Origin of the sequence: Pseudomonas sp. NPDC085632 (genome assembly GCF_044541255.1) — a bacterium.
Classification (GTDB): Bacteria; Pseudomonadota; Gammaproteobacteria; order Pseudomonadales; family Pseudomonadaceae; genus Aquipseudomonas.
This window is the reverse complement of the sequence record NZ_JBITSX010000004.1, coordinates 17,293-44,200: the sequence shown is the minus strand read 5'-3', so window position 1 is coordinate 44,200 and position 26,908 is coordinate 17,293. Positions and strand designations below refer to the sequence as shown.

The following is a 26,908-nucleotide window of genomic DNA, read 5'->3' as shown; positions in this document are numbered from 1 at the left end:
GCAGAAAGTTTGCTCGTTAGTTTCGTAACCGCCAGTAAATAAAGGGTTTTTAATCGTGATAGATGCTTTCGATAAGGCAGTCATTAATAGCGATTAGACAATGTTTTGTAACGGTTCATATCCTTGCCCCGGCAAACCCAACGACCACTTTGCACCCTTGAAAGTCGGCCGTCGCTGTTTAACCGAATCAGGTTCATGCCTGTGTGCATCGTCATGGAGAGTCCCATGTCACAAGTCGACCGTTACAAACCCTACAAAGGCGCCGCTGCCGGTTGGGGCGCTGTTATCAGCCTGACCAAGAGCTGGCTGGGCAGTGAAAACGCCCTGAAAAACATCCGTGCCATGCTCAAGACCAACCAGAACGGCGGCTTCGACTGCCCGGGTTGTGCCTGGGGCGAAGCGCCGGGCGCGAGCATGTTGAAGTTCTGCGAGAACGGCGCCAAAGCGGTGAACTGGGAAGCGACCGGGCGTTTGGTCGACCCGGCGTTCTTCAACAAGTACACGGTGTCGAGCCTGGCCGAACAGAGCGACTACTGGCTGGAATATCAGGGCCGCCTGACCCACCCGATGCGCTACGACGCGCGGGTCGACCGCTATGTGGAAATCAGCTGGGCGGATGCCTTCGCACTGATCGCCGATCATCTGAAAAACCTCAAATCGCCCCACGAGGCCGAGTTCTATACGTCGGGTCGCGCCAGCAACGAAGCGGCGTTTCTCTATCAATTGTTCGTCCGTGCGTTCGGCACCAATAACTTCCCCGACTGCTCGAACATGTGCCACGAAGCCAGCGCGGTGAGCATGAACGAGACCCTCGGCGTCGGCAAAGGCACCGTGGTCTACGAGGATCTGCACCACGCCGATGCGATTTTCGTCATCGGCCAGAACCCCGGCACCAACCACCCGCGCATGCTCGAGCCGCTGCGTGAAGCGGTAAAGCGCGGCGCACAAGTGGTCTGTATCAATCCGCTGAAAGAGCGTGGCCTTGAGCGTTTCCAGAACCCGCAGAACCCGCTCGAAATGCTCAGCAACGGCTGGGAAGCGACCAACACCGCGTACTTCCGCCCGGCGTTGGGTGGCGACATGGCGATGATTCGCGGCATGGTCAAATTCCTGTTGCAGTGGGAACGCGAAGCTCAGGCCACTGGCGGCGAACCGGTGTTCGATCATGCGTTTATTGCCGAGCACACCACAGGGCTCGACAGCTATTTGGCTGAAGTCGAAGCAACCAGCTGGGAGCACATTCTCGAGCAGTCCGGCGTGCCGCTGCATGACATCGAACTGGCCGCGCGCATGTATGGCCGCGCCAAGAGCGTGATCATGTGCTGGGCCATGGGCCTGACCCAACACGTGCATTCGGTGGCGACTTTGCAGGAAGTCATCAACCTGCAATTGCTGCGCGGCAACGTCGGCCGTCCGGGCGCCGGGCTTTCCCCGGTTCGCGGCCACAGTAACGTGCAGGGCGACCGCACCATGGGCATCAACGAACTGGCGCCGAAAGACTTGATGGACGCGCTGGAAAAACGCTTCAACTTTGACGTGCCGCGCATGCACGGGCACAACACGGTGATGGCGATCGGCGCCATGGAACGCGGCGAAGCCAAGGTGTTCATCGGTCTGGGCGGCAACTTCGCCCAAGCCACGCCAGACACCCCGCGCACTCACGCAGCGATGCGCAAACTTGACCTGACCGTGCACATCGCCACGAAGCTCAACCGCAGCCATCTGGTCACCGGTCGCGACGCGTTGATCCTGCCGTGCCTCGGGCGTACCGACATCGATATTCAGGCTGAAGGTCCGCAAGGCGTAACCGTCGAAGACACCTTCAGCATGGTGCATTTGTCGTTCGGCCAGTTGAAGCCGAAGTCGGCGCAGTTGAAATCCGAGCCGGCGATCATTGCCGGAATCGCCGCCGCGACCCTGGGCAAGCATCCGATCGATTGGGAGTGGGTGGTGGGCGACTACGGGCGCATCCGCAACCTGATTGCCGACGTGATTCCGGGCTTCGAAAACTTCAATGAAAAACTGCTGATCCCCGGTGGCTTCCACCTCGGTAACGACGCCGCGGATCGGGTCTGGAATACCGAAAGCGGCAAGGCGCAGTTCACCCCATGCGTGCTGCCGGAGCACTTGATCAGCGAAGGCGTGCGCAACTTGCCGCTGAAACCGCATCTGATTCTGCAAACCATGCGTTCCCACGATCAATACAACACCACGCTGTACGGCCTCGATGACCGTTATCGCGGGGTCTACGGCATGCGCGACGTGATCTTCGCCAACGAACAAGACATCCAGCGTCTGGGGTTCGAACCGGGGCAGAAGGTTGATCTGGTGGCACTGTGGGATGACGAGCGCGAGCGTCGAGTCAGCGGTTTTACCCTGATCGCCTACGACATTCCGGCGGGGCAGGCAGCTGCGTATTACCCGGAGACCAATCCGCTGGTGCCGCTGGAAAGCTACGGCGACCGCACGTACACGCCAACGTCAAAATTCGTGGCGATCCGCCTCGAAGCCGCGAAGGTCAGCAACCTGATCCCGTCGTCGGTGGCGTAACCCGCACCCCATAAAAAAACATAGCAATTTGACTGGCTGCAGGCGTTCACGCCTGGCGGTGGCCCGGGTTCGTGCTGCCGCTTTTCAGCCTGGATGAGGACATCATCATGTTCACTCTGGAGGCACTGGACCTGGCGCGCATTCAATTCGCGTTCACGGTTTCGTTCCACATTATTTTCCCGGCGATCACCATTGGCCTGGCGAGTTTCCTCGCGGTACTCGAAGGTTTGTGGCTGAAAACCCGTAACGACACTTACCGCGATCTTTACCATTTCTGGTCGAAGATTTTCGCGGTCAACTTTGGCATGGGCGTAGTGTCCGGGCTGGTCATGGCGTACCAGTTCGGCACCAACTGGAGCGGGTTTTCGGACTTTGCCGGGAGTATCACCGGGCCGCTGCTGACTTATGAAGTACTGACCGCGTTTTTCCTTGAAGCGGGTTTCCTCGGGGTCATGCTGTTCGGCTGGAACCGCGTGGGTCGCGGCTTGCACTTCTTCGCCACGGTGATGGTCGCGATCGGCACGTTGATCTCGACGTTCTGGATTCTCGCGTCCAACAGCTGGATGCAGACGCCGCAAGGCTTCGAAATTGTTGACGGGCGGGTGATGCCGCTGGACTGGCTGGCGATCGTGTTCAACCCGTCGTTTCCGTTCCGTCTGGCGCACATGGCGATTGCCGCGTTTGTGGCGACGTCGTTCTTCGTCGGTGCGTCGGCTGCCTGGCATTTGCTGCGCGGCAACAACACCGCGCCGGTGCGCAAGATGTTTTCCATGGCGTTGTGGATGGCGTTGATCGTGGCGCCGATTCAGGCAGTGGTCGGTGACGCCCATGGCTTGAATACGCTGGAGCATCAACCGGCAAAAATCGCCGCGATCGAAGGTCACTGGGAAAACGCCGACAACGGCCCGACGCCGCTGGTGCTGTTCGGCATCCCTGATATGGACGCGGAGAAGACCAAGTACGCATTGGAAATTCCGTACCTCGGCAGCCTGATCCTCACCCACAGCCTCGACAAGCAAATCCCGGCGCTGAAGAGCTTCCCGAAGGAAGACCGGCCGAATTCGACCGTGATTTTCTGGAGTTTCCGCGTCATGGCCGGGCTGGGGATGTTGATGATCCTCGTCGGTTTGCTCGGTCTGGCGTTGCGCCGGGGCGGCAAGCTTTACGCACATCGCGGCTTTCAGCGTTTGGTGTTGCTGATGGGGCCGAGTGGCTTGATTGCGTTGCTGGCCGGGTGGATTACCACGGAAGTCGGGCGTCAGCCCTGGGTGGTGTACGGCTTGCTGCGCACTCATGACGCGGCATCGCATCACTCAGTGGCGCAGATGAGCACGTCATTGGCGCTGTTCGTGGTGATCTATTTCACCGTGTTCAGCGTGGGCATTGGCTACATGATGAAACTGGTAAAAAAAGGCCCGCAGCCGCATCACGAACATCCGCCTGCGGGCGATGAATTGCAGACGCCACGTCGGCCGATTTCGGCGGCTACCGCCCCTATGAAGGAGCATTGAGTCATGGGTATTCAAGGTATCGATCTCTCGTTGATCTGGGGAGTGATCATCGCCTTTGGGGTGATGATGTACGTGATCATGGACGGCTTCGATCTGGGGCTGGGAATTCTGTTTCCGTTGATCCCGGATGAGCAGGAACGCGATGTGATGATGAACACCGTCGCGCCGGTCTGGGACGGTAACGAGACCTGGCTGGTGCTCGGCGGGGCGGCGTTATATGGCGCGTTTCCGCTGGCGTACGGGGTGATTCTCGAAGCGCTGTACCTGCCGCTGATCTTCATGCTCTGCGGCTTGATTTTCCGCGGTGTGGCGTTTGAGTTTCGCTTCAAGTCTTCGCCGCAGAAGCGTCACTGGTGGGACAAGGCGTTTATCGGTGGTTCGTTGTTGGCGACGTTTTCCCAGGGTGTGGTGATTGGCGCGTATGTGTCGGGGATTCCGGTGGTCGATCGACAGTTTGCCGGTGGCGGTCTGGACTGGCTGGCGCCGTTTCCGCTGGTGTGTGGCGTGGGTCTGGTGATCGCGTATGCGTTGCTCGGCAGCACGTGGTTGCTGGTCAAGACCGAGGGCATGCTGGAGTCACGGATGCGGCTGTTCACCCGGCCGCTGGCCTTGCTGCTGATGGCGATGGTGCTGGTGATTGGCGTGTGGACCCTGCAACTGCATCCAGAGCTGGCGGCGCGTTGGTCGACGCACGGACATCTGCAGGTATTTGCCGGGTTGGTGGTGTTGGCGTTGCTGGCGGTGTTCGGGCTGTTGCGCACGTTGCGTCAGCGGCATACGCACTGGCCGTTCGTGTTCACCCTGGTGTTGATGTTGCTCGGTTACATCGGTCTGGCGCTGAGCATCTGGCCGAACATCATTCCGCCGTCGGTGAGCATCTGGGCTGCCGCATCACCGCCGTCGAGCCAGTTGTTCGCGCTGATCGGCGCACTGTTCATCCTGCCGGTGATCCTGATGTACACCTTCTGGAGCTACTACGTATTCCGCGGCAAAGTGAGGATTGGCGATGGCTACCATTGATTCGCGCGAAGTGAAAAGCAGTCGCTGGTACAAGCGTCTGGGCTGGCTGTTGTTGATCTGGCTGGGCAGCGTGGTGTCGCTGGCGGTGGTGGCGAGCCTGCTGAAACTGGCGATGTATGCGGCGGGGATGAGGACCCACTGAGCCTGAAAAACCGCAGCCAGGCTGCGGTTTTTTATTGCCTCAATCTTCCGAGCGACTGCTGACCCTGTGGGCGCTGGCTTGCCAGCGATGGCGGTGGGTCAGTCGACATCAATGTTGGATGGGCTGGCCTCATCGCTGGCAAGCCAACTCCCACAGGTGTTGTGGTGTTTTTGAGATTTGAGTTATTGGGCGCCGAACATCGCGGTCCAGTAGATCCCTGCGCTGCTTTTCGGGTCGGTGGCGTAGGCGGCGCCGAGTTCCTGGTATTGCGGGTTCATCAGGTTGGCGCAGTGGCCGGGGCTCGCGAGCCAGCCTTCGACGACTTTGTGTACGGTGTCTTGACCCGCGGCGATGTTTTCGCCGACCAGTTGGCCACTGTAGCCGGCGAGTTCCGCGCGATCGCCCGGGGTGCGGCCGTCGCGGTCCTTGTGGTCGAAGTAATTGTTGTTGGCCATGTCGCGGCTGTGATCCTGGGAGATCGTGCCCAATGCCGCGTTCCAGGCCAGCGGTGCAGCCGCAGCAAAAGCCTGAACACCACACTGACGTGCCTGACTGCGGGCGACGTTGAGTTCACTCAGCAACTTCTGCCCCTCACTTTGCGCATCACCGAGCTTGGCCGTCAGCAGCGGCCGCGCCAGCACGATGCGCCAGTCGCGGTCGTCGCGGCTGACACCGACGTCGACGAACTGCGGATCGAGCACCACCTGACAGAAACTTTCCCTGATCGCCTGCATCGCCGACGCGGCATCACGCGGGCCGTTGAGCGTGATCGCCTGCACATTGACCATCGGATAACTGGCGCTTGCCATGGCTTGCTGCAGGTCGACAGCACCGGTGGCGCGTAATCTCAGCCGTGGATCAGCCGACAACGGTGGCAGTTCATTCGATGCCTGCGAACCACAGCGCTGCGGCTGGCTGCGGTAGCTGTTGATCGACTCGATCAATTGCGACTCATCGCCGGCCAGCGCCGGGATGGCAAACACAACGCCCACGGACAACGCGGCAAGACGCAAAACGGATGGCATGAAGCGCATGGAAATCTCCCTTGAGCTGAATGCGCCCATGATGCGCGAAACGCCCCCGGTGAGTGCAATGTCTTTTTTCTTCATTCAGCCGTTTTTCTGCGCAACTTTGCCGATGGATTTGCCGTCTACACTCACCGAAGGCCCCGGGATACGGGTGTCTCCCCGACGTAACACCTTGCCCGATTCGGGCGCTGCCGGAAGAACAGACATGGGATTGAAAGGCTGGGCGGGTTGTCTCGTATTCACCCTGTTGGCAGGCTCTGCATGGGCCACCGATCAGGCCCCGATCAAAGCAAAGGCTGAAGAAAAAGCCCAAGTGCTGGAAGAGAAAGCGGCGGATAAAGTCAGCGCTGCACCGGCGCCCAAAGCCGAAGCCATCACCCCCACCGAAGTTCAGGCAGTGGACCCGGTCGGCGCAGCGCCGCTGGACGATCCGATCACCTGTCTGGCGCGCAGTATTTACTGGGAAGCCAAAGGCAAAGACACGCCGGAAATGGAAGCGGTGGCCAGTGTGGTGATGAATCGCCTCGGCCACGAAGGCTTCCCCGACACGGTGTGCGCTGTCGTCAAACAAGGCTCGGAAACCAAGAGCTGCCAGTTTTCCTGGTGGTGCGATGGGCGTCCGGATCAGGTCAAGGAAGATGCCGAATACACGCTCGCCAAGGATATCGCCCGCAAAGCGCTGAATCGCCAACTCAAGGATCGCACCAACGGCGCGCTGTATTTCCATGACCGCAACGTGCATCCGAGCTGGGCCAAGGAGTACCGCAAGACCGCCGAAACCAAAAAATTCCTTTTCTATAAACCGGCGGGTGGCGACGCGCGTTAAGCGCAGACCTGCCGGACACATTCGCGCAACCAGCGATGCGCCGGGTCAGCGTCCATGCGCGGGTGCCAGAGCATCGACACGCTGATGTCCGGCATTGCGAAGGGCAGGGCGAAACTGTGCAGGCCCGTGCGCAGTTTGCTGGTATGACGTTGCGGGACAGTGGCGATCAAGTCGGATTCACGCACCAGCGTCAGCGCCGCCGAGAATCCACCGAATGAAGTGACGATGTCCCGCGTCAGTCCGAACGCGAGTAACGCTTCGTCGACCGGACCGCTGCTGCGCCCGCGTCGTGAGATCAGAATGTGCTGGCCGCCGGCAAAGCGCTTGCTAGTGATTTTCCCCGCGCTCAACGGATGCCCCTCACGCACCACACCGATCCACTGATCCTGAAACAGGATACGGCTGTGCAGCGTTGGGTCGGTGCTGTCGTCGACCACGCCGGTCTCCAGATCGACACGACCTTCGCGCAGCGGCGTGCTGTCCTTGTCGGCTTTTTGCACAAAACGCAGACGTACGTTGGGCGCCTCTTCGGCGATGCGCACGAGCAGGGCGGCAGCAAAGGTTTCGACAAAACCGTCGGTGTTGCGCAGGGTGAAGGTGCGTTGCAATCGCCTTGGGTCGAGCACTTCGGCGGGGCGCAAAACCGCCTCGGCTTCCTGCACCAGATGACTGACCCGCTCGCGTAACTCCAGTGCGCGGGGTGTTGGCACCAGGCCACGACCCGCTCGCACCAGCAACGGATCACCCGTGGTTTCGCGCAGACGGGCGAGGGCGCGACTCATGGCCGACGGGCTCAGTTGCAGGCATTTGGCGGCACGGGCGACGCTGCCTTCGCGCAGCAAGACGTCGAGGGTGATCAGCAGGTTCAGGTCCGGCGTAGTCATGATATGGCGTCCCATGCAGGTATCGAATGCAAAGCATGCGTCTTGCGCCGCGTGTTGTCGAGGCTCAGGCTATGGCCGATCACCTTTGCACTGCGAGCCACCCATGCCCCGAGACCCCCTGAGCACTCCCGCCCGATGGGCGCTGACCAGTCTGGCCCTGTCGATGTTGATGCCATCGCTGGACACCAGTATCGCCAACGCCGGGTTGCCGATTCTGGCGACGGCGTTCGAGGCGACGTTTCAACAGGTGCAATGGATCGTGCTCGCTTACTTGCTGGCGATCACTACGTTGATTGTCAGCGTCGGGCGACTGGGCGATGGCTTCGGTCGGCGCCGATTGCTGTTGATCGGGATCGGCATTTTCACCGGCGCTTCGTTAGCTTGCGCGTTGGCACCGGGGCTGGGCTGGTTGATTGGCGCGCGGGCGGTGCAAGGCGTTGGCGCAGCGATCATGTTCGCCTTGACGGTGGCGTTGGTGGCCGATGCGGTGCCGAAGACGCGGGCGGGCAGTGCGATGGGGGTGCTGGCGACGATGTCAGCCACCGGCACCACCCTCGGACCGTCGTTGGGTGGGCTGTTGATGGCACATGTCGGCTGGCAGGCGATTTTCCTGCTCAACGTGCCGTTGGGCTTGCTCAATGCGTGGCTGGTGTACCGCTATCTGCCGGCTGATCGACCCGCAGGGCCGCGCCTGGCGTTTGATTATCCTGGCAGCGCCATGCTGGTGTTGACGCTGGCGGCCTATGCGCTGGCAATGACGCTGGAAGGTTTGATGTTGCCGTTGCTGCTGGCCAGCCTGGGCGGCGCGGGGTTGTTCTTCATGATCGAGAAGAAGGCCAAGGCGCCGCTGATTCGCTTGCCACTGTTCGCTGACCGGCGATTGAGCAGCGGCCTGGCGCTGACCTTGCTGGTGACGACCGTGATGATGACCACGCTGGTGGTGGGACCGTTTTACCTGAGTCGCGGATTGGGCCTGAGCAGTGCCGTGGTTGGCCTGGCGTTGTCGGTCGGGCCGTTGTTGTCTGCGTTTGGCGGTGTACCGGCCGGACGTCTGGTGGATCGCTTCGGCGCGCGGCGGATCGTGCCGGGTGCATTGTTCGCTATGGCTTGCGGCTGCGCTTTGTTGGCGCTGTTGCCAATGAGTCTGGGCCTGCCTGGGTATTTGTTGCCGATAACCGTGGTCGCCATCAGTTATGCGTTGTTTCAGGCAGCCAACAACACCGGATTGATGGCCGGCGTTCGTCAGGAGCAGCGTGGTGTGGTTTCGGCGATGCTCGGGCTGGCACGCAACCTTGGGTTGATTAGCGGGGCGGCAGTAATGGGCGCGGTGTTTGCGCTGACGGCGGGGGATCCGACGCAAGCCCCTGCAACCGCCATTGCCAGCGGCTTGCACATTACTTTCGGCGTCGCCTCAGCACTGATGCTGACAGCCCTGATCATCAGCCGAGCCGAGATCAAGCTGTGGGAGCGACAGCGCGCCGATTCGACCTGCTCGCCATAGCTGCGTTTCAGGGGAAGTTGATGTTGATCAAGCTGGCCTCATCGCTGGCAAGCCAGCTCCCACAGGGTTTTGGGGTGGCCGGAGATTTGGATTCAGCGCCAATCATTGTGGGAGCTGGCTTGCCAGCGATGACGGCGGAAAAGTCGATGAAGATGATTGCCGGGCGGGGAAGAACAGTTCGAAGCAGGTGATGCCGTCGGCACTGCTGGCGCTGTACCGGCCCTGATGCAACTGCATGATGGTTGCGACGATCGACAAGCCCAGACCGTTGGATTGCGCCGAGCGCTCGCGTGACGGGTCGACACGGTAGAAACGTTCGAACAACCTCGCCAAATGTTCAGGTGCGATAGTCGCGCCATGGTTTCTAACACGCAAATAACTACCGTCCGGCTCGGCAACCGCTTCCACCTGCACCGTCGAATCCGCCGCGCCGTACTTGATCGCATTCGCGCACAGGTTAGCCAATGCTCGCCGCAACAACATCGGCTCGGCCCAGATCACACCGCTGCCGCGTGCCTCGATACACACGCCGACATCCGCCGCCAGCCCTTCAAAATAATCGGCAATGCGTTGCATCTCATCCGCCGCGTCCAGTTCCTGGCGCTGGCTCAATGCACTGGCCGGATCGGTGCGCGCCAGAAACAGCATGTTGTCGAGCATACGCGTCAGGCGTTCGAGCTCTTCGACGTTGGAGGCGAGCAACTGCTGATAGGCCTCGATGCTGCGATTCTGCTGCAGGGCGACCTGGGTTTCGCCGAGCAGATTGTTGATCGGCGTGCGCAACTCGTGGGCCATGTCGGTGGACACCTGGCTCAACTGCGCAAAACCTTTGGCGAGGCGGTCGAGCATGGCATTGAACGCCTCGATCATCGGCTGCAACTCTCGCGGCGCACCGCTGCTGGCAAGGCGTTCGCCAAGGTTGCCGACACCGATGCCGTGGGCGTGTTTCGCCAGTCGTCGCAACGGCAGCAGACCGCGATACACCAGCAAACAACCCACCACCGCCAGCAACAGCGCCGCCAGCGAGGCGAGGCCATAAACACTCAAACGGTAATTGGCGAGCATCGCCGTGCGCTCGCTCATCAGGCGCCCGGTGGTGACTTGCAGATTGCCCAGCTCGCCGGAATCGATACTCGCCGCCACCGCCGAAAACGGCACACCGTCGACGCTCGGCAGGTGCTGTACGTCTTTCAGCGTCATTGCCTGGTCGATGGGCACCGCCGGCAACGTCGGTGTGTTCAGGTTGCCCGGATTGACCACCAGCAGCGGCGGTTGCCCCGGCGTGCCGATGGTCAACAGCGCTTCGCGGTTGCCGAGCATGTTCTGGAACAGCGCCGGTTTGTTCTTGATCAGCTCCAGGGTGTTGCTGTCGTTGAGGAAGGTGCGCAACTGATCGACGCGGCTGACCAGCGAGATGTCGTCGCGGCGAATCAGTTGCTCTTCGAGTTCGCCATACAGCGCTGCGCCGAGACCCGCGAGCGAGGCAAACGCGAGCAGAGCGAAGACCAGCGCCAGGCGCAAGGTCAAGGAATGCGGCCGAGGGCTGTTCATGGCTGCGTATCGAAGCGATAGCCGATGCCGCGCACGCTGTGGATCAGCTTGAGCTGGAACGGGTCATCGATCTTCGCCCGCAGGCGGCGGACCGCGACATCAACCACATTGGTGTCGCTGTCGAAATTCATGTCCCAGACCCGGGAAGCAATCAGCGAGCGCGCCAACACTTGCCCGGTATGGCTGGCGAACAACTGCAGCAACGCGAACTCCTTGTTGGTCAGGGTGATGCGTACACCGGCACGGCTCACGCGGCGTTTGAGCACGTCGATCTGCAGGTCGGCGACTTGCAGCTGTTCGTCTTCATGAATCGGCCCGCGCCGGGTCAGGGTGCGCAGGCGCGCCACCAGTTCGGCGAAGGAAAACGGCTTGATCAGGTAATCATCGGCACCCAGTTCGAGGCCTTTGACGCGGTCGGCGATGTCATCGCGGGCGGTGAGGAACAGCACCGGTGTGTCGGCTTCCTTGCGCAACCGGCGCAGGACTTCCCAGCCATCCATTTTCGGCATCATCACATCGAGTACGATCACGTCGAAGTCGTGTTCCAGCGCCAGGTGCAGACCGTCGGCACCGTCGCGGGCGAGGCTGACGCTGTAACCCAGTTCCTGTAAACCGTTGAGCAGGTAATTGCCGGCCTTGGGTTCGTCTTCGACTACCAGAATATTCATCGATCAGTCTCAATGGTCATTGATGCAACCGCTGCCTTGCACGTCATAGTTCAGCACATGCTCGCGGCCCTGATGGTCGAGGTAATTCAATTGCGCCGGGACCACGCCACACGCTTGTGAAATATCGGTGCTGGACAGGACTTTGTCGACATCCAGATTGACGTAGAAACCGGATTTGTCATGAATCACGGCGGTGTCGGGCATGTTTGCGGCGAACACGCTGCCGGTGGCGAGGAGGGCGGTGAAGGCGAGCAGAAGGGTTTTCATGGTCAGTCACTCAGTGGTCAAGTTGATCGGCATTGGCGCCGGGACAACTTCAGGCTACCGGGCGATCCGCACGGCAAACCGACAGCTGAATGACAAAGTTGTAATGAAACAGTGTACGAAGACTTTCCAGGCTCAACTCAAATCCCTGTGGGAGCTGGCTTGTCAGCGATGAGGCCGGCACAGTCAAGGTTTGCATTGACTGATCCACCGCTATCGCTGGCAAGCCAGCTCCCACAGGGTTATAGGTTGTGCCGTCAGCTCGCGTGGGTATTGAGGATGCTCGCCACCTGCTGCGGCTGGCAGTTCAGGTACGGCGAAGACTTCAGCCAGCGCTGATCCGGGTACCACGAGAACATGAACTGGCCATTCTTCAACCGGTCGATCACCTGCCTGGCAATCTGTGGTCGCACTGCCGGGCAGCCCTGGCTGCGGCCGATGCGCCCCTGTTTCTTGCTCCACAGCGGATTTACATAACTGGCGGCGTGAATGACGATCGCGCGATCTCGGGCCATGTCATTGAAGCCCGGCTCCAGACCGTCCATGCGCAGCGAATAACCGTGGGTACCTTCGTAGCTTTCCTGGGTGCGGAACAGGCCAAGGCTGGACTGGTAGCTGCCCTCTACATTGGAAAACTGCGTGGCGAAATTTTCCCCGGAGTTAGAGCCGTGAGCAACCAGATCGCGCAGCACCAACCTCTTTTTACTGAGGTCGAAAATCCACAGTCGGCGTTCGGTGGACGGTTGCGAATAGTCGATGATTGCCAGGTGGCGGGACGGTTTCGCACCGTTGTTGACCGCGCATTGCATGGCGTTCAAAGCGCCTTTCAGCGCCTGGGGATTGAGTTCTGGCGCGGCGTGCGCGAGGCTGGTGTAGAGAACCGGCGATGGTTTGCCGGCGGCAAAAACGGGACTGGACACGGCGACAAGGGTCGCGGTGGTCAACAGAAGTCGGCGCAAAAACGTCAACATTTTATAAAGTGTCCTCACTTGCTACTTATTTGGCACTTTGGCTCCTGACTCCCAGTCAATACCCGCAAGCCCGTCGATCGAGCCTGACTGTTCAGCGCACCTGATGTAAGGTTGGCCATCATCTCGACGGCCATGGATTGGAGTAAAGCAGTTGTTCAAAAAGTACGCATGCTACTTGAGCATTTGTTTGCTCGCTGCGCCGTTTGTCGCTTGTGCCGATGAGCCGCTGCCGCCGCTGGAGACATTGCCAACGCCACCGGCCGAAATGCCGGTCGAGCCGCAAAGTCCGTTGCAGGCGGTGTTGATCAGTCTGGCGCAGTCGTGTCCGGCCATTGCCGCGCACCTCAACGGCCCGGCGTTGACACAATTGCAGGCCTTCTATCAGCAGCAGGACTGGATGCCGGTGTGGGCCAGCGAATCGGCACGTTTGCCGGCTTTGCAAGCGCAATTGCAGCTGTTGGCCGATGATGGCCTCAATCCAAAACGTTACCCGATCGCGTCTGTCGCGCCGCAAGACGGCGAGTTGTGTGCCGACATCGACATCAGTCGCAACTACCTCCAGGCCCTGCAGGACCTGCATTACGGTCGTCTGCTGCAATCGCACTTCGAACCGTTGTGGCACGCCGACGACACCCCGCGCGACCGTCAGGCGGAATTGCTGGCCATCGCTGTTCCGGGCATGCACGACATTCCCGCCGCGTTTGATCTGGCTCGTCCGCGTCTGGCGCAATATCAGGACCTGCGTCAGCTCTATGCGGCGCAACGGCTCAAAGCCTTGCCGCAATGGCAATCAGTGGGCAGCGGGCCGCTGCTGCGCCCGGCCATGGAAGACAAACGCGTACCGGAACTGGCGCAGCGGCTGTACAGCGAAGGCTATCTGACCCATGCCGTCGGTACGCCGGGCAATGCTTACGACGGTGTGTTGGTCGACGCGGTGAAGAGTTTTCAGGCCAACCATTCGTTGCAGGCCGACGGTGTGGTCGGGCCGGGAACGATTGCCGAACTTAACATCAGCCCGCTGACCCGCCGCGAACAGTTGCGGGTCAACCTCGAACGCTTCCGCTGGATGGCCCAGGACCTGGAACCCAATGGCTTGCTGGTCAACGTCGCCGCTGCCGAACTGACGCTGTATCAGGGCGGCGTAGCCGTGTGGCAAACACGCACTCAGGTGGGCCGCGCCGAGCGCCAGACGCCGTTGCTCAAATCCCGGGTGACACGCCTGACCCTGAACCCGACCTGGACCGTGCCGCCGACCATCTGGAAAGAAGACAAATTGCCGGCGATCCGCAAGGACCAGACATTCCTCAGCCGGCAGAACCTGCAAGTGCTCGATGCCAACGGTCAGCCGCTGGCGGCAGCGGACATCGATTGGGACAATCCCGGCAACATTCTTCTGCGTCAGGACGCCGGGCCGCGAAATCCGTTGGGGCAAATGGTCATTCGCTTCCCCAATCCGTTCTCGGTGTACCTGCACGACACGCCGAGCAAGGCGCTGTTCGAGAAAGGCCCGCGCGCGTTCAGTTCCGGCTGCGTGCGGGTCGAGCATCCGATGCAACTGCGTGACTTGCTGCTCACTCCGGCGGAGAAGGCCCGCACCGAGACTTTGCTTGCCACCGGCACCACACACGAATTTCGCCTGTCGGCGCCGGTGCCGATCCTGATGACTTATTGGACGGCACAGGTCGACAGCAACGGGCGCGTACGTTACGCGCCGGACATCTACAGCCGTGACAGCGCCTTGCTCGCCGGGCTTGATCGGGCGCATTGAGCCTCAGCGGGCGCGGGTGTTCCAGAGCACCCGCGCCAGCCATGCATCGACACTCAATTTGCCTGCTCCGGTGAATATCAGTGGCAGCAGCGCGGCCAGGTAAATCGCCGGCAGCTTGAAGTTGCCGAAACCTTTGTTGGTGATCGCATAACCCTGCGCCAGCTCGCTCAGTGACGACCAATCGGCAGGCCAGTGCACGGCGGCTGTGGCCACGACCGTTACCACCATCAGCGAAATCGCTGAGATCCGTGTACCGAAGCCCAGCAGAATCGCCAGCGCGCAGATCAGCTCGGCCCACATCGACAGTTCCCAGTTCAGCGTTGCCGGCAAGTGATCGAAGGGGAAGGGAAATCGCTCCTGAATGTCTTCGAACCAGTTCTGCCCGTTGAATTTCTCCAGCCCGGATTCGAAGAATTCCCAGGCGATGAACAGGCGCAGTGTCAGCGGGGCAAGCCAGCTGCCGGCGCGGTCGAGGTTCAGGTGCAGGTGTTTGACGGCGGTGGAAAGGGTGGTGGTCATGGTGCAGCTCCGGTGAGTTGAGTGAAATCGACCGGGGCATTTCAGCGTCGGGGTGTATCGGGGATGTGTCGGCGGGGTGGTGGATTGTGCTTTTGGTGTGTCTGCGGGTTCGGGGTATACAGTGCGATACAGTCAAAAGCCTCTCACCCTAACCCTCTCCCGGAGGGAGAGGGGACTGACCGCGGGATATTGAAGAGGTACGCCGACCTGAGCGTCTCTCGTTGAATCCATAATCGACTCGGATTTTCAGGTCGATGTATAACGCCAGACACCTGGATCGGCTCCCTCTCCCTTTGGGAGAGGGCTGGGGTGAGGGTAACAGGGCTGGACGCAAACCCTAAGCCCAGTCAGCATGACCAAAAAAATGGATCACTCCCCATGCGACGACTTCCCTCCCTGGCCGCCCTGCGCACCTTCGAATGCGCCGCCCGCCACGCGCATTTCGGCCGGGCAGCCGCCGAACTGTGCGTCACCGACAGCGCCGTCAGCCATCAGATCCGTCAGCTCGAAGAACAACTCGGCGTGCCGTTGTTCATCCGCGAAGGCCGACAAATCCGCCCGACCATCGCCGCCGGCCGGCTGATGCAAAGCCTGCAACAGGCCTTCGAACTGATCGGCGATGCCTGCGATGAACTGCGTGATCCATCCTCACTGGCAGTGCTCAGACTGGCGGTCACCGCCGAACTCGCGCAAAAGTGGCTGATGAGCCGCCTCACCGATTTCTACGCGCGCTATCCGCACATCACCTTGCACCTTTACGAACAACCGATCGACGCCACGGCGCCCGGCGAAGACATCGACCTGGCGATCACCTACGGCACCGGCCCGGTGGACAGCAGCGCCTACTTCGTCCGGCCGTTGCCAGCCTTGCAGTTCTTCCCGGTATGCAGCCCCGGCCTGTTCAACCAGGGCACATTGAAAGCGCCGAAGGATCTGGCCCGCCACTGCCTGTTGCACGACGATCAGGACGGCAAGACCTGGACCGCCTGGTTGACCAGTCACGCCGGCGATCAACGCCCGCAACGTCAGTTGTATTTCGCCCATGCCGGTCTGGCGCTGGAAGCCGCAGCGCAAGGGCAGGGCGTGGCCATGGGCGACAACCTCACTGCGCAGGAAGATCTGCAAAGTGGTCGCCTCGTGCGGCCCTTCGCATCCAGCATGACTGCCCTCGGCCAATACGCGTTGGTCTGCGAACGGTTGCGGCTGGAGCGCCCGGCGGTGGCGCAGATGCTCGAATGGTTCAACGATCAACTGGCCGATTGATGAGTTGAATTCAACTGTTCCGTAATAATCATCGTTGGCGAGCGCGAGGTCCGCGCCCTTAGCCTGTGGTCATTCCCATCGCGAAGACGAGGTTTGACCATGGCACGTTTGCTCGACTCCACCCCCAAACACGACGGCTTCCGTCTGCCCGGCGAATTCGAAGCCAAGTCTGGCTGCTGGCTCGGCTGGCCGGAGCGCACCGACGTCTGGCGCAACGGCGCGAAACCGGCGCAGAAGGTCTGGGTGCAGATCGTCACCGCCATCTCCCACAGCGAACCGGTCACCGTCTGCGCCTCGGCCGCGCAGTTCGCCACGGCGCGCCGGCAGTTGCCGCCGCAAGTGCGCGTGGTCGAGATGACCTGCAACGACACGTGGTTTCGCGACAGCGGCCCGTGCTTTGTGGTCAACGACCAGAGCGGTGAAGTGCGCGGCGTCGACTTCGAGTTCAACGCCTATGGCGGGCTCGACGGCGGCCTGTATTACCCGTGGGACAAGGACGACCAGATCGCCAGCAAGATCCTCGAGATCGAGCGTTTCGACCGCTACCGTGCGCCGCTGATTGCCGAGCTGGGCGGCATCCAGAGCGACGGCCAGGGCAGCATCCTCACCACCGAACAATGCCTGCTCAACCGCAATCGCAACCAGCATCTGGGCAAGGACGAAGTGACCCGACGCCTGACCGATTACCTCGGCGCCGAACAAGTGATCTGGCTGCCACGCGGCTGCAAGTTCGACGAAACCGACGGACATGTCGACGATCTCGCCTGTTTCGTCCGTCCCGGCGAAGTGGTGTTGCAATGGACCGACAATCGCGACGATCCGCAATGGGAAATCTATCAGGAAGCCTACGACATCCTGCGCAGCACCCGCGACAGCCGTGGTCGCGAGCTGATCGTGCACAAACTGCCGCAACCGGACGTGCTCGAGTGGACCGTCGAGGAAGCCGAAGGCCTCGATCAGCAGGACAGCACCCACACCCGTCAGGCCGGCACGAAAATCTGCGCGTCGTACATCAACTATTACGCCGGCAACAGCTCGATCGTGGTGCCGCTGTTCGGTGATCGCAACGACAAAGTCGCGATGGCGACGCTGGCTGAACTGTTCCCGCAGCACAAAATCGTTGGCATCGAAAACTCCCGGGAAATCCTTCTCGGCGGCGGCAACGTCGCGTGTATCACCATGCCGCAATACGCCGGCCCGAAAAAAGGAGCCTGACCATGCGCCTGCACAAACTGACTCAAGCCTTGATGCTGGTGCTCGCCCCCTTGTGTGTGCAGGCTGCCGACACGGCCAAACCGGTGGTTAATCTGTACATCTGGGGCGAGTACCTGGCGGCGGATACGCTGAAGAATTTCGAGGCGCAGACCGGCATTCATGTGGTCGCCGATCACTTCGATTCGCTGGAAACCGTCGAGACCAAACTGCTCACCGGGCGCAGCGGTTACGACCTGGTGTTGACCGCCGGACAGCACCTGTCGCGCGCCATCGAGAGCGGCGCGATCCAGCCGCTGGACAAGGCCCGGGTGCCGCACTTTGCCGGGGTTGGCGAAGAGTTTCGCCAGCACATGGCGGTGTTCGATCCGGGCAATCGCTATGCGGGGATTTACGCCTGGGGCACCACCGGCGTCGGGTATCAGGAACAGGCGATCAAGCAGCGTTTGCCGGATGCGCCGACAGACAGTTGGGCGATGTTGTTTGATCCGGCGGTGGTGTCCAGATTCGCTGATTGCGGGGTGAGTCTGCTCAATGATCCCAACGAAGTATTCGCCGCTGTCATGAAGTACATGGGGCTGGACATCAACCGGCAGAGTCTCGATGACTTGAAACTTGCCGAGCAGCAACTGGCGAAGATCCGACCGTACATTCGCTATTTCGACAATGATCTGAACATCAGCGACCTGGCCAATGGCAACACCTGCGTGGCGATGTCGTGGAACGGCAACGTTGCCATTGCTGCGGGGCAGGCGGAAGCGGCGCAGAAGCCGTTCAAGTTGAGTTACCGGATTCCGAAAGAGGGCACGTTGATCTGGTTCGATGCCATGGTCGTGCCCAAGGACGCGCCACATCCCCAGGCGGGGTTGGCGTTGATGGATTATTTGATGACGCCGCAGGTGATTGCGCCGATCACCGACACCATTCACTACGCCAATGCGATCACGGCGGCGGATGGTCTGGTCGATGCCGCGATTCGTAATGATCCGGGGACGTATCCCTCGGCCGACGTCAGGGCCACGCTGTACAGCAAGAATGATAATGGCAAGGCGTTCAATCGGGCGTTGATGCGGGCGTTTAGCCGGTTGAAGTCCGGTCTTTGAAAAGCTGACCCTCACCCCAGCCCTCCCGAAACGTCGGACCGCCCGTAGGGAGAGGGGGCCGACCGAGGTGTCTTGCGTTAAACATCGACCTGAAAAACCGAGTCGATTATGGTTTTAAGCCTCGGCGATCATGGATTCACAGACGCTATTTCAGGTCGGCGTAAGTCTCCAATATCCCCCAATCAGTTCCCTCTCCCACTGGGAGAGAACTAGGGTGAGGGCAGCGGTTTAGGCACCCGCCACAAATACCACGCCGCCACCGTCCGATATGGCCGCCACGCCACCCCAATCTCAACCATCTGTCTGCGCGTCGGCTGCACCGCCAGCCCCTTCATCCGCCGATAACCTTCGCGCACACCAAAGTCATCCGCCGGCAAAATATCCATGCGCTCGAGGCTGTAGATCAACAACATCTCCACCGTCCAGCGACCCACCCCGCGCAAGCTGACCAAACGCTCGATCAACGCCTCATCGTCCATCGCCAGCGCCGTGGCGTAATCCGGCACCACGCCATCCAGCGTCGCCTGAGCGATCCCTTGAATCGTCGCAATCTTGCCCGCGGAGAACCCGCAACTGCGCATTCGATCAAAATCCGTTGCAAGAATCTGCTCGGGTCGCGGAAACGACTGCCCGGGAAACAACCCCACCAACCGTCCGACAATCGCATCCCCAGCCTTGGCATGCAGCTGCTGATAAGCAATCGCCCGCACCAGCGACTCGTACGGATCACGCGCCGGATGCGGTTGATGCAGGCACGGGCCGACCGCTGCGATATGGCGCTGCCAGTCCGGATCGAGCGCGGCCAGAAACGCGCTGGCCGCTTGATAGGCATCAGGCATGTTATTTCAGCAAGCCGTTGACTTCGCCGTAGGTGAAGGCCTTGAGGTCATGGGTATCGAGTTTGCCGCTGGCCAGAAAGCTTTTCACCAGCCCGCCCATGGCGCCATAGAGGAATTCGGCGATACCGGAACCCGCGCTCAAGCGGCGCACGCCCAGCGCTTGCAGTTCTTCAGGCGAAGGCAGGCAAGCGAAACCAAGGACATTGACTGGCAGCGCAGTGCCCTTGCAGATGGCCTCGATTTCATAGGCCGAGGTGACGCCCGCCGCGAACAAACCATCAGCGCCGGCCGCTTGATAGAGCGCTGCGCGGTGCAGGGTTTCGGCAACGCGATCCTCGGCCGGCACAAGGCTTTTCAGATAGACATCGGTGCGCGCATTGATGAACAGCTGCACCTCGTACTTGTTGGCCACCTGACGGGCCACTTCGATCTTGCGTACCAGCAACTCCGGATTCGCAGAACCGTCCTCGATATTGATGCCCACGGCACCCGCCGCGATCACCGCATCCAGCAATTCGGCCACGCGCCCGAGGTCATCGGAATAACCGGCCTCGACATCTACGGTCAATGGAATACTGATCACCCGGGCGATGGATTCCACTGTCGACACCAGACGTTCAAGCGGCAGGGTGTTGCCGTCCGGGTAACCGTGAGCCCAGGCCACTGCGGCGCTGCTGGTGGCCACCGCTTTACCGCCCAGGTGCTCGACCAGTCGCGCACCGGTGGCGTCGGCGACGTTGGTCAGAATCAATAAGCCTTGCTGGTGCAACTGGTGAAACTGCGTAGCGAGCGCGTTCATCAAAAATCCTTCTTGTCAGTTGATTCGGTTGGGTCAGAATGCCAGGGATTGCGTGAGCTGCACGGCGGCATTTTCCAGCCGCAGCAGAAACGCCTTGCGCGGTTGTCCACCACCATAGCCGGTCAGCGAGCCATCCGCGCCGATCACCCGATGGCAGGGCACCACAATCGACAGCCGATTGTGCCCGTTGGCCAAGCCGACCGCGCGACTGGCGCCAGGCTTGCCCAAACCGGTGGCGATGGCGCCGTAGGTACTGGTGTGGCCGTAAGGGATTTGCAGCAGCGCCGACCAGACCTGCCGGGCGAACTCGCTGCCGGGCAAATGCAAAGGCACGCTGAATTCACTGAGTTTTCCGGCGAAATACGCCGCCAGTTGCTTCTCGATCTGCTGCAAATGCGCGTTTTGGCCTGGCGCGACCGCGTAGCCGTGGCGGTTCTGCAACTCTTCGACTTCGCGGGTCAGCGCCGGGCGATCAAGAAACTCCAGCAACACCAGTCCACGGCGTTCGGCCATGGCGATCATCGGCCCCAGCGGCGTGGTCAGCCGGGTGAACAGCAGCGGCTCGCTGTGTTCGGCGCGACCCGGGGTGATGTGGAAGGACTTCTGGAAAGCATCACGAAAACCGCTGAGCGATTCATAACCCGAATCGAACGCAGCGTGATCAATCGAGGTGCCTTGCTTGATGCCGCCCAGCGCCATGCCCAAGCGGCGCGTACGCAGCCACGCATGGAAGGTCATGCCGAAATGCTGCTTGAACCAGCGCCGCAGCTTCAGCGGTTCGATGCCTTCGGCGAGCAGCTGCGCATCGCTCCAGCGCACCTCCGGGTCAGCCTCCACGGCTTTAAGCAGTCGCTGCACCCAGTCCGGTGCGATGGCGGCAGCGTCCAGCGGCTTGCAGCGCAGGCAGGCGCGATAACCCGCCGACAGGCAATCGTCGGCATGGGCGAAGAACTCGACGTTCTCCGGTTTCGGCTTGCGCGCCGTGCAACTGGGGCGGCAGAAGATCCCGGTGGTTTTCACCGCCGTGAAGAACACGCCTTCGTAGGCAGTGTCGCGTTCGAGCATGGCGCGAACCATTTCGGCGTGGGGCGGCAGGACAGCGGTTTGTATGTTCATGGGCTGAGAGTAAAACCAGTTTGTCGATGGCTCCACCGAAAAATCGACAGTGAATTTTTTCGATTCTGCACCACAATGAGCGGGTCGCTTAATTGATCGTTCCCACGCTCTGCGTGGGAATGCAGCCCGGGACGCTCCGCGTCCCAACAAGATCGCCGCCCACGGGTAGCTAACAAGTTTTCGAGGTGCCGGGCTTATGCATCCGTTTTCCATCCAACACATTGATCACATCGTTCTGCGCGTCGCGGATCTGCAACGCAGCATCGACTTCTACAACCAGGTGTTCGGCGCCGAAGTGGTCAAACGCAACGAGCCGCTGGGCCTGATTCACCTGCGCGCCGGCACTTCGATGATCGATCTCGTCGACTTGCAAGGCGAACTCGGCCGCAAGGGCGGCGGGGCGGCCGATGCCGAGCGGCGTAACGTCGATCACTTCTGCCTGCGCATCGAACCGTTCGATGAAGCAGCGCTGATTGAACATCTGCAAACCTTCGGCCTGAGCGTGGCAAAAGCCGAGTCACGCTTCGGCGCCGAGGGCAAAGGGCTATCGCTGTACTGCTTCGACCCGGACGGCAATCAGGTCGAGCTCAAAGGCCCCTCCGCGGCTTAAGCGCGTTTGGCCAGCAACAACACCGAAGCCGCCGCCGACAGCAGGCCTGCGCAGCAACGATTGAACATTCGTTTGCCGCGCGGCTCGGCGAACCAGCGGCGCATGTGCAGGCCCATCCAGGCGTAGGCGCTGATGGCGATCCATTCCAGCAGCAGAAACAGCCCGCCCAGCACCGCAAATTGCGCTGGGACCGGGCGCGCCGGGTCGACGAATTGCGGCAGAAACGCGGTAAACAACAGGATCGCCTTCGGATTGCCCGCCGCCACCAGGAACTCCTGCCGCGCCAACGCAAAGAACCCGACCGTCGCTGCGGTTGCCTGCTGCTCGGTCTCGGGATTGGCCCGCCATAACTGCCAGGCCAGATACAACAGATACGCCGCGCCAATGATTTTGATCGCATGGAACAGCCATTCCGAAGTTTGCAAGACCACCGACAGACCCGCGCCGGCCAGCGCAATCATTCCCGCGAACGCCAGAATCCGTCCGATACCCGCCGTGCAGGCGCGGCGAAAGCCATAGCGCGTGGCGTTGCTGACCGACAGCAGATTGTTCGGCCCAGGGGCCATGTTCAGGGCGAAGCAGGCCGGGAGAAACAGGATGAGCGTGGCGAGATCCATGACAGCACTCCAGAAGCGAGAATGAGATTTTTAGCACAGCCCTGGCGTGGTCAGACCCATACAGTCACGCAGTGCTGTCGCAGTACAGCGCCCGGCGGTGTTGGGCAACGCGGTCGAACTTTTCGCTGATGCCTTCACTCTGAATGAATCAGAGAAGGATGGAGTCGGCAGGAAAAACTTTCCATCCGGTCAGAAAAGGCGTTTGCCGTGTAAGATTTCGCCCCATGTTTCATCCACCCCGTTTGGCCCCAGGCGGCCCCACCAAGAGCGATCTACATGCAAGCAAAGGCCCGTGAAGTTTATGTGCCACCGGTGCTGCAAGATCTGCGGGCCGGCACTGCCGAGCTGCACATCGCACTGGAAAAACGCCTTCCCTTTTTCTCCGACTCCCTCGATACGCAGGCCTTTGTGCGGCTGATGCAGGCCTATTACGGCTTCTATTTGCCCCTGGAAAACGCACTGCAACACAGCGACGCAGTCCCGGCCGATTTTGATCTGGCGCCCCGTCTCAAAGCGCAGACATTACACGCCGATTTGCAGGCGCTGGGCGTATCCGCCGAGGCGCTGCAAAGCCTGCCGCACTGCCAGCAATTGCCGATCATCGACTCAAGCGCTGCCTGCCTTGGCGTGCTCTACGTCCTCGAAGGTGCGACGCTCGGCGGGCAGATTCTGCGCCGGGAAATCTCCACCCGGTTAGACCTGGAAGCCGATAACGGCGCAGCCTTTCTCGATATTTACGGGGCCGCCACGGGGCGGCGCTGGCGCGACTTCATCGAATATCTGGGCAATCGCCCGATGAGCGCCGACGAACGCACCGCCGTCGTCACGGCAGCGCAAACCACATTCAGCTGTTTCGAGCGCTGGCTCGAAAGCCGGGAGGTACTGGCATGAACCCGCAAGACAAAGAAGCCTTTGAAGAACTGCTGGCCAACTGTGCCGACGAGCCGATTCGTTTCCCCGGCGCGATCCAGCCCCACGGTTTGTTGCTGACTTTGAGTGAGCCTGACCTGGCGATCATTCAGGTCAGCGCCAACGTCGAAACCCTGCTGGCCCGCGCGCCACAAAGCCTGATCGGTCAGCCACTGGAAAGCCTGATTGGCGATGCCGAGGCGGCGCAGGTGCGCGAAGCCTTGCTGCAACCTTCGCTGTCTGACTTAGCGCCGCTGCGCTTCAGGCTCAACGGCACGGCGTTCGAAGGCTTGCTGCACCGTCATCAGGGCGTGCTGATTCTTGAGCTGGAAATCCACGTCGAGAACTTCCAGCCGCGCAACGTCGCCGGCAACCAGACCCATCTGGGGCGCATGCTCCAGCGTCTGCAAGCGGCCACCACGCTGCAGGCGCTGTACGACATCAGCGTCAAGGAAATCCAGGCGATGACCGGTTACGACCGGGTGCTGATCTACCGTTTCGAGGAGGAGGGCCACGGTCAGGTCATCGCCGAAGCCTCCGACCCGTCGATGGAAGTGTTCAATGGCCTGTTTTTTCCGGCGTCGGACATTCCCGAGCAGGCACGTGAGCTGTATCGGACCAATTGGCTGCGGATCATCCCCAATGCTGATTACCAACCGGTGCCGCTGCTGCCAAAATTGCGCCCGGACACCGACACACCGCTGGATTTGAGTTTTGCCACGCTGCGCAGCGTGTCGCCGATTCACTGTCAGTACATGAAGAACATGGGCGTGCTGTCGTCGATGAGCATTTCTCTGCTCAAGGGTGACAAGCTCTGGGGCCTGATCAGTTGCGGCAACCGCCAGCCGTTGCATGTGCCGCATGAATTACGCGCGGCGTGCCAGACCATCGGCCAGGTGCTGTCGCTGCAAATCAGCGCCATGGAAGCGCTGGAGGTCAGCCGCCAGCGTGAGGAAAAAGTCGAAGCGTTGGCGCTGCTCAATCAAGCGATGATCGACTCGCCGCAGAATGTTTTCGACGGTCTGGCCAACCAGCCGCAGACTCTGATGGCGCTGACCAATGCCGGCGGTATCGCAATCATCGAAGACAAACAACTGCACCGCTACGGCAACTGCCCGGAGCCGGAAGAAATCCGCGCCTTGCACAAGTGGTTGCAGGACAGCGGCGAGGCGGTGTTTGCCAGTCATCACCTGGCCAGCGTCTACCCGCCAGCCGCGCAGTATCAGCAGGTGGCCAGCGGCGTGCTCGCCATGAGCCTGCCGAAACCGGTGGACAACGGCGTGTTCTGGTTCCGTCCCGAGGTCAAGGAAAACATCAATTGGAGTGGCGATCCGCGCAAGCCGCTGGACCTGGAAAACTCCGACGCCGGCCTGCGTTTGCGCCCGCGCACCTCGTTCGAAATCTGGAAAGTCGAAATGGCCGGGATCTCCACCAAGTGGAGCCACGGTGACCTGTTCGCTGCCAATGACCTGCGCCGTTCGGCGCTGGAAAACGATTTGGCCCGACAGGTGCGCCGCGAGCAGGAGGCGGTGCGTGCCCGTGATGAATTGGTGGCGGTGGTCTCCCACGATCTGCGCAACCCGATGACCGTTATTTCAATGCTCTGCGGCATGATGCAGAAGGCCTTCAGCTCCGACGGCCCGCACACCTCGCGGCGAATCTCCACGGCCATCGACACCATGCAACAGGCTGCCGGGCGCATGAACACGCTGCTGGAAGACTTGCTCGACACCTCGAAAATCGATGCCGGGCGCTACTCCATCACCCCGCAGAAACTTGACGTCGGGCAGATGTTCGAGGAGGCGCAGGCACTGCTCGCGCCGCTTGCGCTGGACAAGGACATCAGCATTTCCTTCGACGCCGATCCTGATCTGCGCATTCATGCCGACCCGGAGCGGCTGTTTCAGGTGCTGTCGAATCTGGTCGGCAACGCGATCAAGTTCACCCCGCGTCTGGGCAGGGTGGGCGTGCATGCCACGTCGGTAGGCGATGACATCGTGTTCACCGTGCGCGACAGCGGCGAAGGCATTCCCAAGGAACATCTGCCGCACGTGTTCGACCGTTACTGGACGGTGAAAGAGGGCAACCCGACCGGCACGGGTCTGGGTTTGTACATCACCCAAGGCATTGTCGAAGCCCACGGCGGGCGGATTTTCGCCGAGAGCGAACCGGGGCAGGGCAGCGAGTTCCGCTTCACCGTGCCGCGTCTGGACTGAGCATCGATTTTTTGTGTTTGATCGTTCCCACGCTCTGCGTGGGAATGCCTCAACGGACGCTCTGCGTTCGGCTCTGGAGGGACGCGGAGCGTCCCGGGCTACATTCCCACGCAGAGCGTGGGAACGATCAGGATCACAGGGGCATTTTCTTCAATACCGGGGATTGGGTGCTCGCTACCGTGAGCACCTTGTTCCTCGATTTGAAGCAGGTGTGCGATGAGTCTGATTGTTTCGATGGCGGCGTTTGCGCTGGCGGCGTCCATCACGCCGGGGCCGGTGAATATTGTGGCGTTGAGTTCCGGGGCGCAGTTCGGTTTTCGTGCCAGTCAGCGGCATGTCGCCGGAGCCACGTTAGGGTTTGTGTTGCTGCTGGTGCTGATGGGGTTGGGTCTGCACGAGGTGCTGAAACTCTGGCCGTTCATGACCCGAGTGGTGCAACTGGCCGGCGTGGCGTTTCTGCTGTTTATGGCGTGGAAACTCGCCGCCGATGATGGGCAGTTGAATACCGGTGAGTCAGGGCGGGCGCCGTCGATGTTGTATGGCGCGGCGATGCAATGGCTCAACCCGAAAGCCTGGCTGGCCTGCGTCGCGGGCATGGGCGCGTTTGTCGCCGATGGCGAGGCGCGGCTGGTGTGGCAGTTTGCAGCGGTGTATCTGGTGATCTGTTACCTGTCGGTGGGCTGCTGGGCGTATGCCGGGACGTTTTTGCGCGGGTATTTGAGCAATGCAGCGGGGATGCGTTGGTTCAATCGGGTGATGGCGGGGCTGTTGGTTCTGAGCGCAATCTACCTGTTGTTCACTTGACCGTGTGGGAGCGAGCTTGCTCGCGAAAAGTGGTCCTCAAGGGATTGCCAGTGCACGATCAGGTTGAAGACTTCGGGCGTTTCGATGCCTTGTGCGAGCAGATGTCCGCTGTAACCCTTTGCCCGTTTGAGCAACGGCTCGACCTCGGTAAACGCACGCCGAAACGCTTCAGTTTGTTCTTTGTGAACGGGTAGCAGAGCGATCTCGTAAACCATGA

Annotated in this window: 25 protein-coding genes and 1 pseudogene; 14 read left to right on the top strand and 12 right to left on the bottom strand. The window is 60.9% G+C overall.

The window, feature by feature from the left end:
- The first annotated feature begins 225 nt into the window (after positions 1–225).
- From ACIF4X_RS05155 to ACIF4X_RS05140, 4 genes are all read left to right on the top strand, one after another.
- Positions 226–2,550 (top strand): FdhF/YdeP family oxidoreductase, encoded by a 2,325-nt coding sequence (locus tag ACIF4X_RS05155; RefSeq protein WP_397481224.1) that lies wholly within the window; start codon positions 226–228, stop codon positions 2,548–2,550.
- A 107-nt stretch (positions 2,551–2,657) separates the two neighbouring features.
- A complete protein-coding gene (locus tag ACIF4X_RS05150) occupies positions 2,658–4,061 on the top strand; it encodes a cytochrome ubiquinol oxidase subunit I (protein WP_397481223.1) in 1,404 nt (467 codons plus the stop codon).
- Positions 4,062–4,064: 3 nt separating this feature from the next.
- Positions 4,065–5,081, top strand: a complete 1,017-nt coding sequence (cydB, locus tag ACIF4X_RS05145) for a cytochrome d ubiquinol oxidase subunit II (protein ID WP_397481222.1) — start codon at positions 4,065–4,067, stop codon at positions 5,079–5,081.
- Entirely contained in the window at positions 5,068–5,223 is a 156-nt protein-coding gene (locus ACIF4X_RS05140; RefSeq protein ID WP_081265204.1) for a DUF2474 domain-containing protein, read from the top strand. Before cydB ends, ACIF4X_RS05140 begins: the two co-directional genes overlap by 14 nt.
- 182 nt (positions 5,224–5,405) lie before the next feature.
- Here ACIF4X_RS05140 and ACIF4X_RS05135 read toward each other — a convergent pair whose 3' ends face one another.
- Positions 5,406–6,257 (bottom strand): CAP domain-containing protein, encoded by an 852-nt coding sequence (locus ACIF4X_RS05135; RefSeq protein WP_397481221.1) that lies wholly within the window; start codon positions 6,255–6,257, stop codon positions 5,406–5,408.
- Positions 6,258–6,456: 199 nt separating this feature from the next.
- Here ACIF4X_RS05135 and ACIF4X_RS05130 point away from each other — a divergent pair, with 199 nt between their 5' ends.
- On the top strand, positions 6,457–7,077 hold the full coding sequence (locus ACIF4X_RS05130; RefSeq protein ID WP_123376714.1) for a cell wall hydrolase: 621 nt from the start codon (positions 6,457–6,459) through the stop codon (positions 7,075–7,077).
- Here the strand turns inward: ACIF4X_RS05130 and ACIF4X_RS05125 are convergent.
- The gene (locus tag ACIF4X_RS05125) at positions 7,074–7,961 is read right to left on the bottom strand and encodes a LysR family transcriptional regulator (protein WP_397481220.1); all 888 of its coding nucleotides are present in this window, start codon (positions 7,959–7,961) and stop codon (positions 7,074–7,076) included. The two genes, ACIF4X_RS05130 and ACIF4X_RS05125, sit on opposite strands and share 4 nt — an antisense overlap.
- Positions 7,962–8,064: 103 nt before the next feature.
- Here ACIF4X_RS05125 and ACIF4X_RS05120 point away from each other — a divergent pair, with 103 nt between their 5' ends.
- A complete protein-coding gene (locus tag ACIF4X_RS05120; RefSeq protein WP_397481219.1) occupies positions 8,065–9,462 on the top strand; it encodes an MFS transporter in 1,398 nt (465 codons plus the stop codon).
- Positions 9,463–9,564: 102 nt separating this feature from the next.
- Here ACIF4X_RS05120 and ACIF4X_RS05115 read toward each other — a convergent pair whose 3' ends face one another.
- The 4 genes from ACIF4X_RS05115 to ACIF4X_RS05100 form a co-directional block, all read right to left on the bottom strand.
- On the bottom strand, positions 9,565–11,013 hold the full coding sequence (locus tag ACIF4X_RS05115) for a heavy metal sensor histidine kinase (RefSeq protein ID WP_397481218.1): 1,449 nt from the start codon (positions 11,011–11,013) through the stop codon (positions 9,565–9,567).
- Positions 11,010–11,681 carry a heavy metal response regulator transcription factor gene (locus ACIF4X_RS05110; protein ID WP_034155567.1) on the bottom strand — a complete coding sequence of 224 codons (672 nt, stop codon included), beginning with the start codon at positions 11,679–11,681 and terminating at the stop codon, positions 11,010–11,012. Before ACIF4X_RS05110 ends, ACIF4X_RS05115 begins: the two co-directional genes overlap by 4 nt.
- A 9-nt stretch (positions 11,682–11,690) precedes the next feature.
- On the bottom strand, positions 11,691–11,948 hold the full coding sequence (locus ACIF4X_RS05105) for a DUF2790 domain-containing protein (RefSeq protein ID WP_077572323.1): 258 nt from the start codon (positions 11,946–11,948) through the stop codon (positions 11,691–11,693).
- Positions 11,949–12,202: 254 nt separating this feature from the next.
- On the bottom strand, positions 12,203–12,916 hold the full coding sequence (locus ACIF4X_RS05100; protein WP_397481217.1) for a murein L,D-transpeptidase catalytic domain family protein: 714 nt from the start codon (positions 12,914–12,916) through the stop codon (positions 12,203–12,205).
- 151 nt (positions 12,917–13,067) lie between these two features.
- On the opposite strand from ACIF4X_RS05100, the gene ACIF4X_RS05095 reads away from it, so the two are divergent.
- Positions 13,068–14,684 (top strand): murein L,D-transpeptidase, encoded by a 1,617-nt coding sequence (locus ACIF4X_RS05095; protein ID WP_397481216.1) that lies wholly within the window; start codon positions 13,068–13,070, stop codon positions 14,682–14,684.
- A 3-nt stretch (positions 14,685–14,687) separates the two neighbouring features.
- Here the strand turns inward: ACIF4X_RS05095 and ACIF4X_RS05090 are convergent, their stop codons facing one another.
- Positions 14,688–15,203: a DoxX family protein gene (locus ACIF4X_RS05090; RefSeq protein WP_397481215.1), complete on the bottom strand. Its 516-nt coding sequence runs from the start codon at positions 15,201–15,203 to the stop codon at positions 14,688–14,690.
- A 378-nt stretch (positions 15,204–15,581) separates the two neighbouring features.
- On the opposite strand from ACIF4X_RS05090, the gene ACIF4X_RS05085 reads away from it, so the two are divergent.
- From ACIF4X_RS05085 to ACIF4X_RS05075, 3 genes are all read left to right on the top strand, one after another.
- Positions 15,582–16,466 carry a LysR substrate-binding domain-containing protein gene (locus tag ACIF4X_RS05085; RefSeq protein ID WP_397481214.1) on the top strand — a complete coding sequence of 295 codons (885 nt, stop codon included), beginning with the start codon at positions 15,582–15,584 and terminating at the stop codon, positions 16,464–16,466.
- Positions 16,467–16,565: 99 nt separating this feature from the next.
- Positions 16,566–17,681: an agmatine deiminase gene (gene aguA / locus ACIF4X_RS05080; protein ID WP_397481213.1), complete on the top strand. Its 1,116-nt coding sequence runs from the start codon at positions 16,566–16,568 to the stop codon at positions 17,679–17,681.
- A 2-nt stretch (positions 17,682–17,683) separates the two neighbouring features.
- Positions 17,684–18,781, top strand: a complete 1,098-nt coding sequence (locus tag ACIF4X_RS05075) for an extracellular solute-binding protein (protein ID WP_397481212.1) — start codon at positions 17,684–17,686, stop codon at positions 18,779–18,781.
- A 209-nt stretch (positions 18,782–18,990) separates the two neighbouring features.
- Here ACIF4X_RS05075 and ACIF4X_RS05070 read toward each other — a convergent pair whose 3' ends face one another.
- The 3 genes from ACIF4X_RS05070 to ACIF4X_RS05060 are packed head-to-tail and all read right to left on the bottom strand — an operon-like array spanning position 18,991 to position 21,535.
- Positions 18,991–19,620 (bottom strand): DNA-3-methyladenine glycosylase family protein, encoded by a 630-nt coding sequence (locus tag ACIF4X_RS05070; RefSeq protein WP_397481211.1) that lies wholly within the window; start codon positions 19,618–19,620, stop codon positions 18,991–18,993.
- Position 19,621: 1 nt separating this feature from the next.
- On the bottom strand, positions 19,622–20,419 hold the full coding sequence (locus tag ACIF4X_RS05065; RefSeq protein ID WP_397481210.1) for an isocitrate lyase/phosphoenolpyruvate mutase family protein: 798 nt from the start codon (positions 20,417–20,419) through the stop codon (positions 19,622–19,624).
- 33 nt (positions 20,420–20,452) lie between these two features.
- Entirely contained in the window at positions 20,453–21,535 is a 1,083-nt protein-coding gene (locus tag ACIF4X_RS05060) for a bifunctional transcriptional activator/DNA repair enzyme AdaA (RefSeq protein WP_397481209.1), read from the bottom strand.
- Between the two features lie 196 nt (positions 21,536–21,731).
- On the opposite strand from ACIF4X_RS05060, the gene ACIF4X_RS05055 reads away from it, so the two are divergent.
- Positions 21,732–22,145 (top strand): VOC family protein, encoded by a 414-nt coding sequence (locus ACIF4X_RS05055; RefSeq protein ID WP_397481208.1) that lies wholly within the window; start codon positions 21,732–21,734, stop codon positions 22,143–22,145.
- Here ACIF4X_RS05055 and ACIF4X_RS05050 read toward each other — a convergent pair.
- Positions 22,142–22,762: a LysE family translocator gene (locus ACIF4X_RS05050; protein ID WP_397481207.1), complete on the bottom strand. Its 621-nt coding sequence runs from the start codon at positions 22,760–22,762 to the stop codon at positions 22,142–22,144. The genes ACIF4X_RS05055 and ACIF4X_RS05050 overlap by 4 nt on opposite strands.
- Positions 22,763–23,038: 276 nt before the next feature.
- On the opposite strand from ACIF4X_RS05050, the gene ACIF4X_RS05045 reads away from it, so the two are divergent.
- The 3 genes from ACIF4X_RS05045 (at position 23,039) to ACIF4X_RS05035 (ending at position 26,691) form a co-directional block, all read left to right on the top strand.
- Entirely contained in the window at positions 23,039–23,653 is a 615-nt protein-coding gene (locus ACIF4X_RS05045; protein WP_397481206.1) for a biliverdin-producing heme oxygenase, read from the top strand.
- Positions 23,650–25,887 (top strand): ATP-binding protein, encoded by a 2,238-nt coding sequence (locus ACIF4X_RS05040; protein ID WP_397481205.1) that lies wholly within the window; start codon positions 23,650–23,652, stop codon positions 25,885–25,887. Before ACIF4X_RS05045 ends, ACIF4X_RS05040 begins: the two co-directional genes overlap by 4 nt.
- A 216-nt stretch (positions 25,888–26,103) precedes the next feature.
- On the top strand, positions 26,104–26,691 hold the full coding sequence (locus ACIF4X_RS05035) for a LysE family translocator (protein ID WP_397481204.1): 588 nt from the start codon (positions 26,104–26,106) through the stop codon (positions 26,689–26,691).
- A 29-nt stretch (positions 26,692–26,720) separates the two neighbouring features.
- Here the strand turns inward: ACIF4X_RS05035 and ACIF4X_RS05030 are convergent.
- Positions 26,721–26,906: pseudogene (locus ACIF4X_RS05030) on the bottom strand (antibiotic biosynthesis monooxygenase family protein); the annotation flags it as partial.
- Positions 26,907–26,908: the final 2 nt, after the last annotated feature.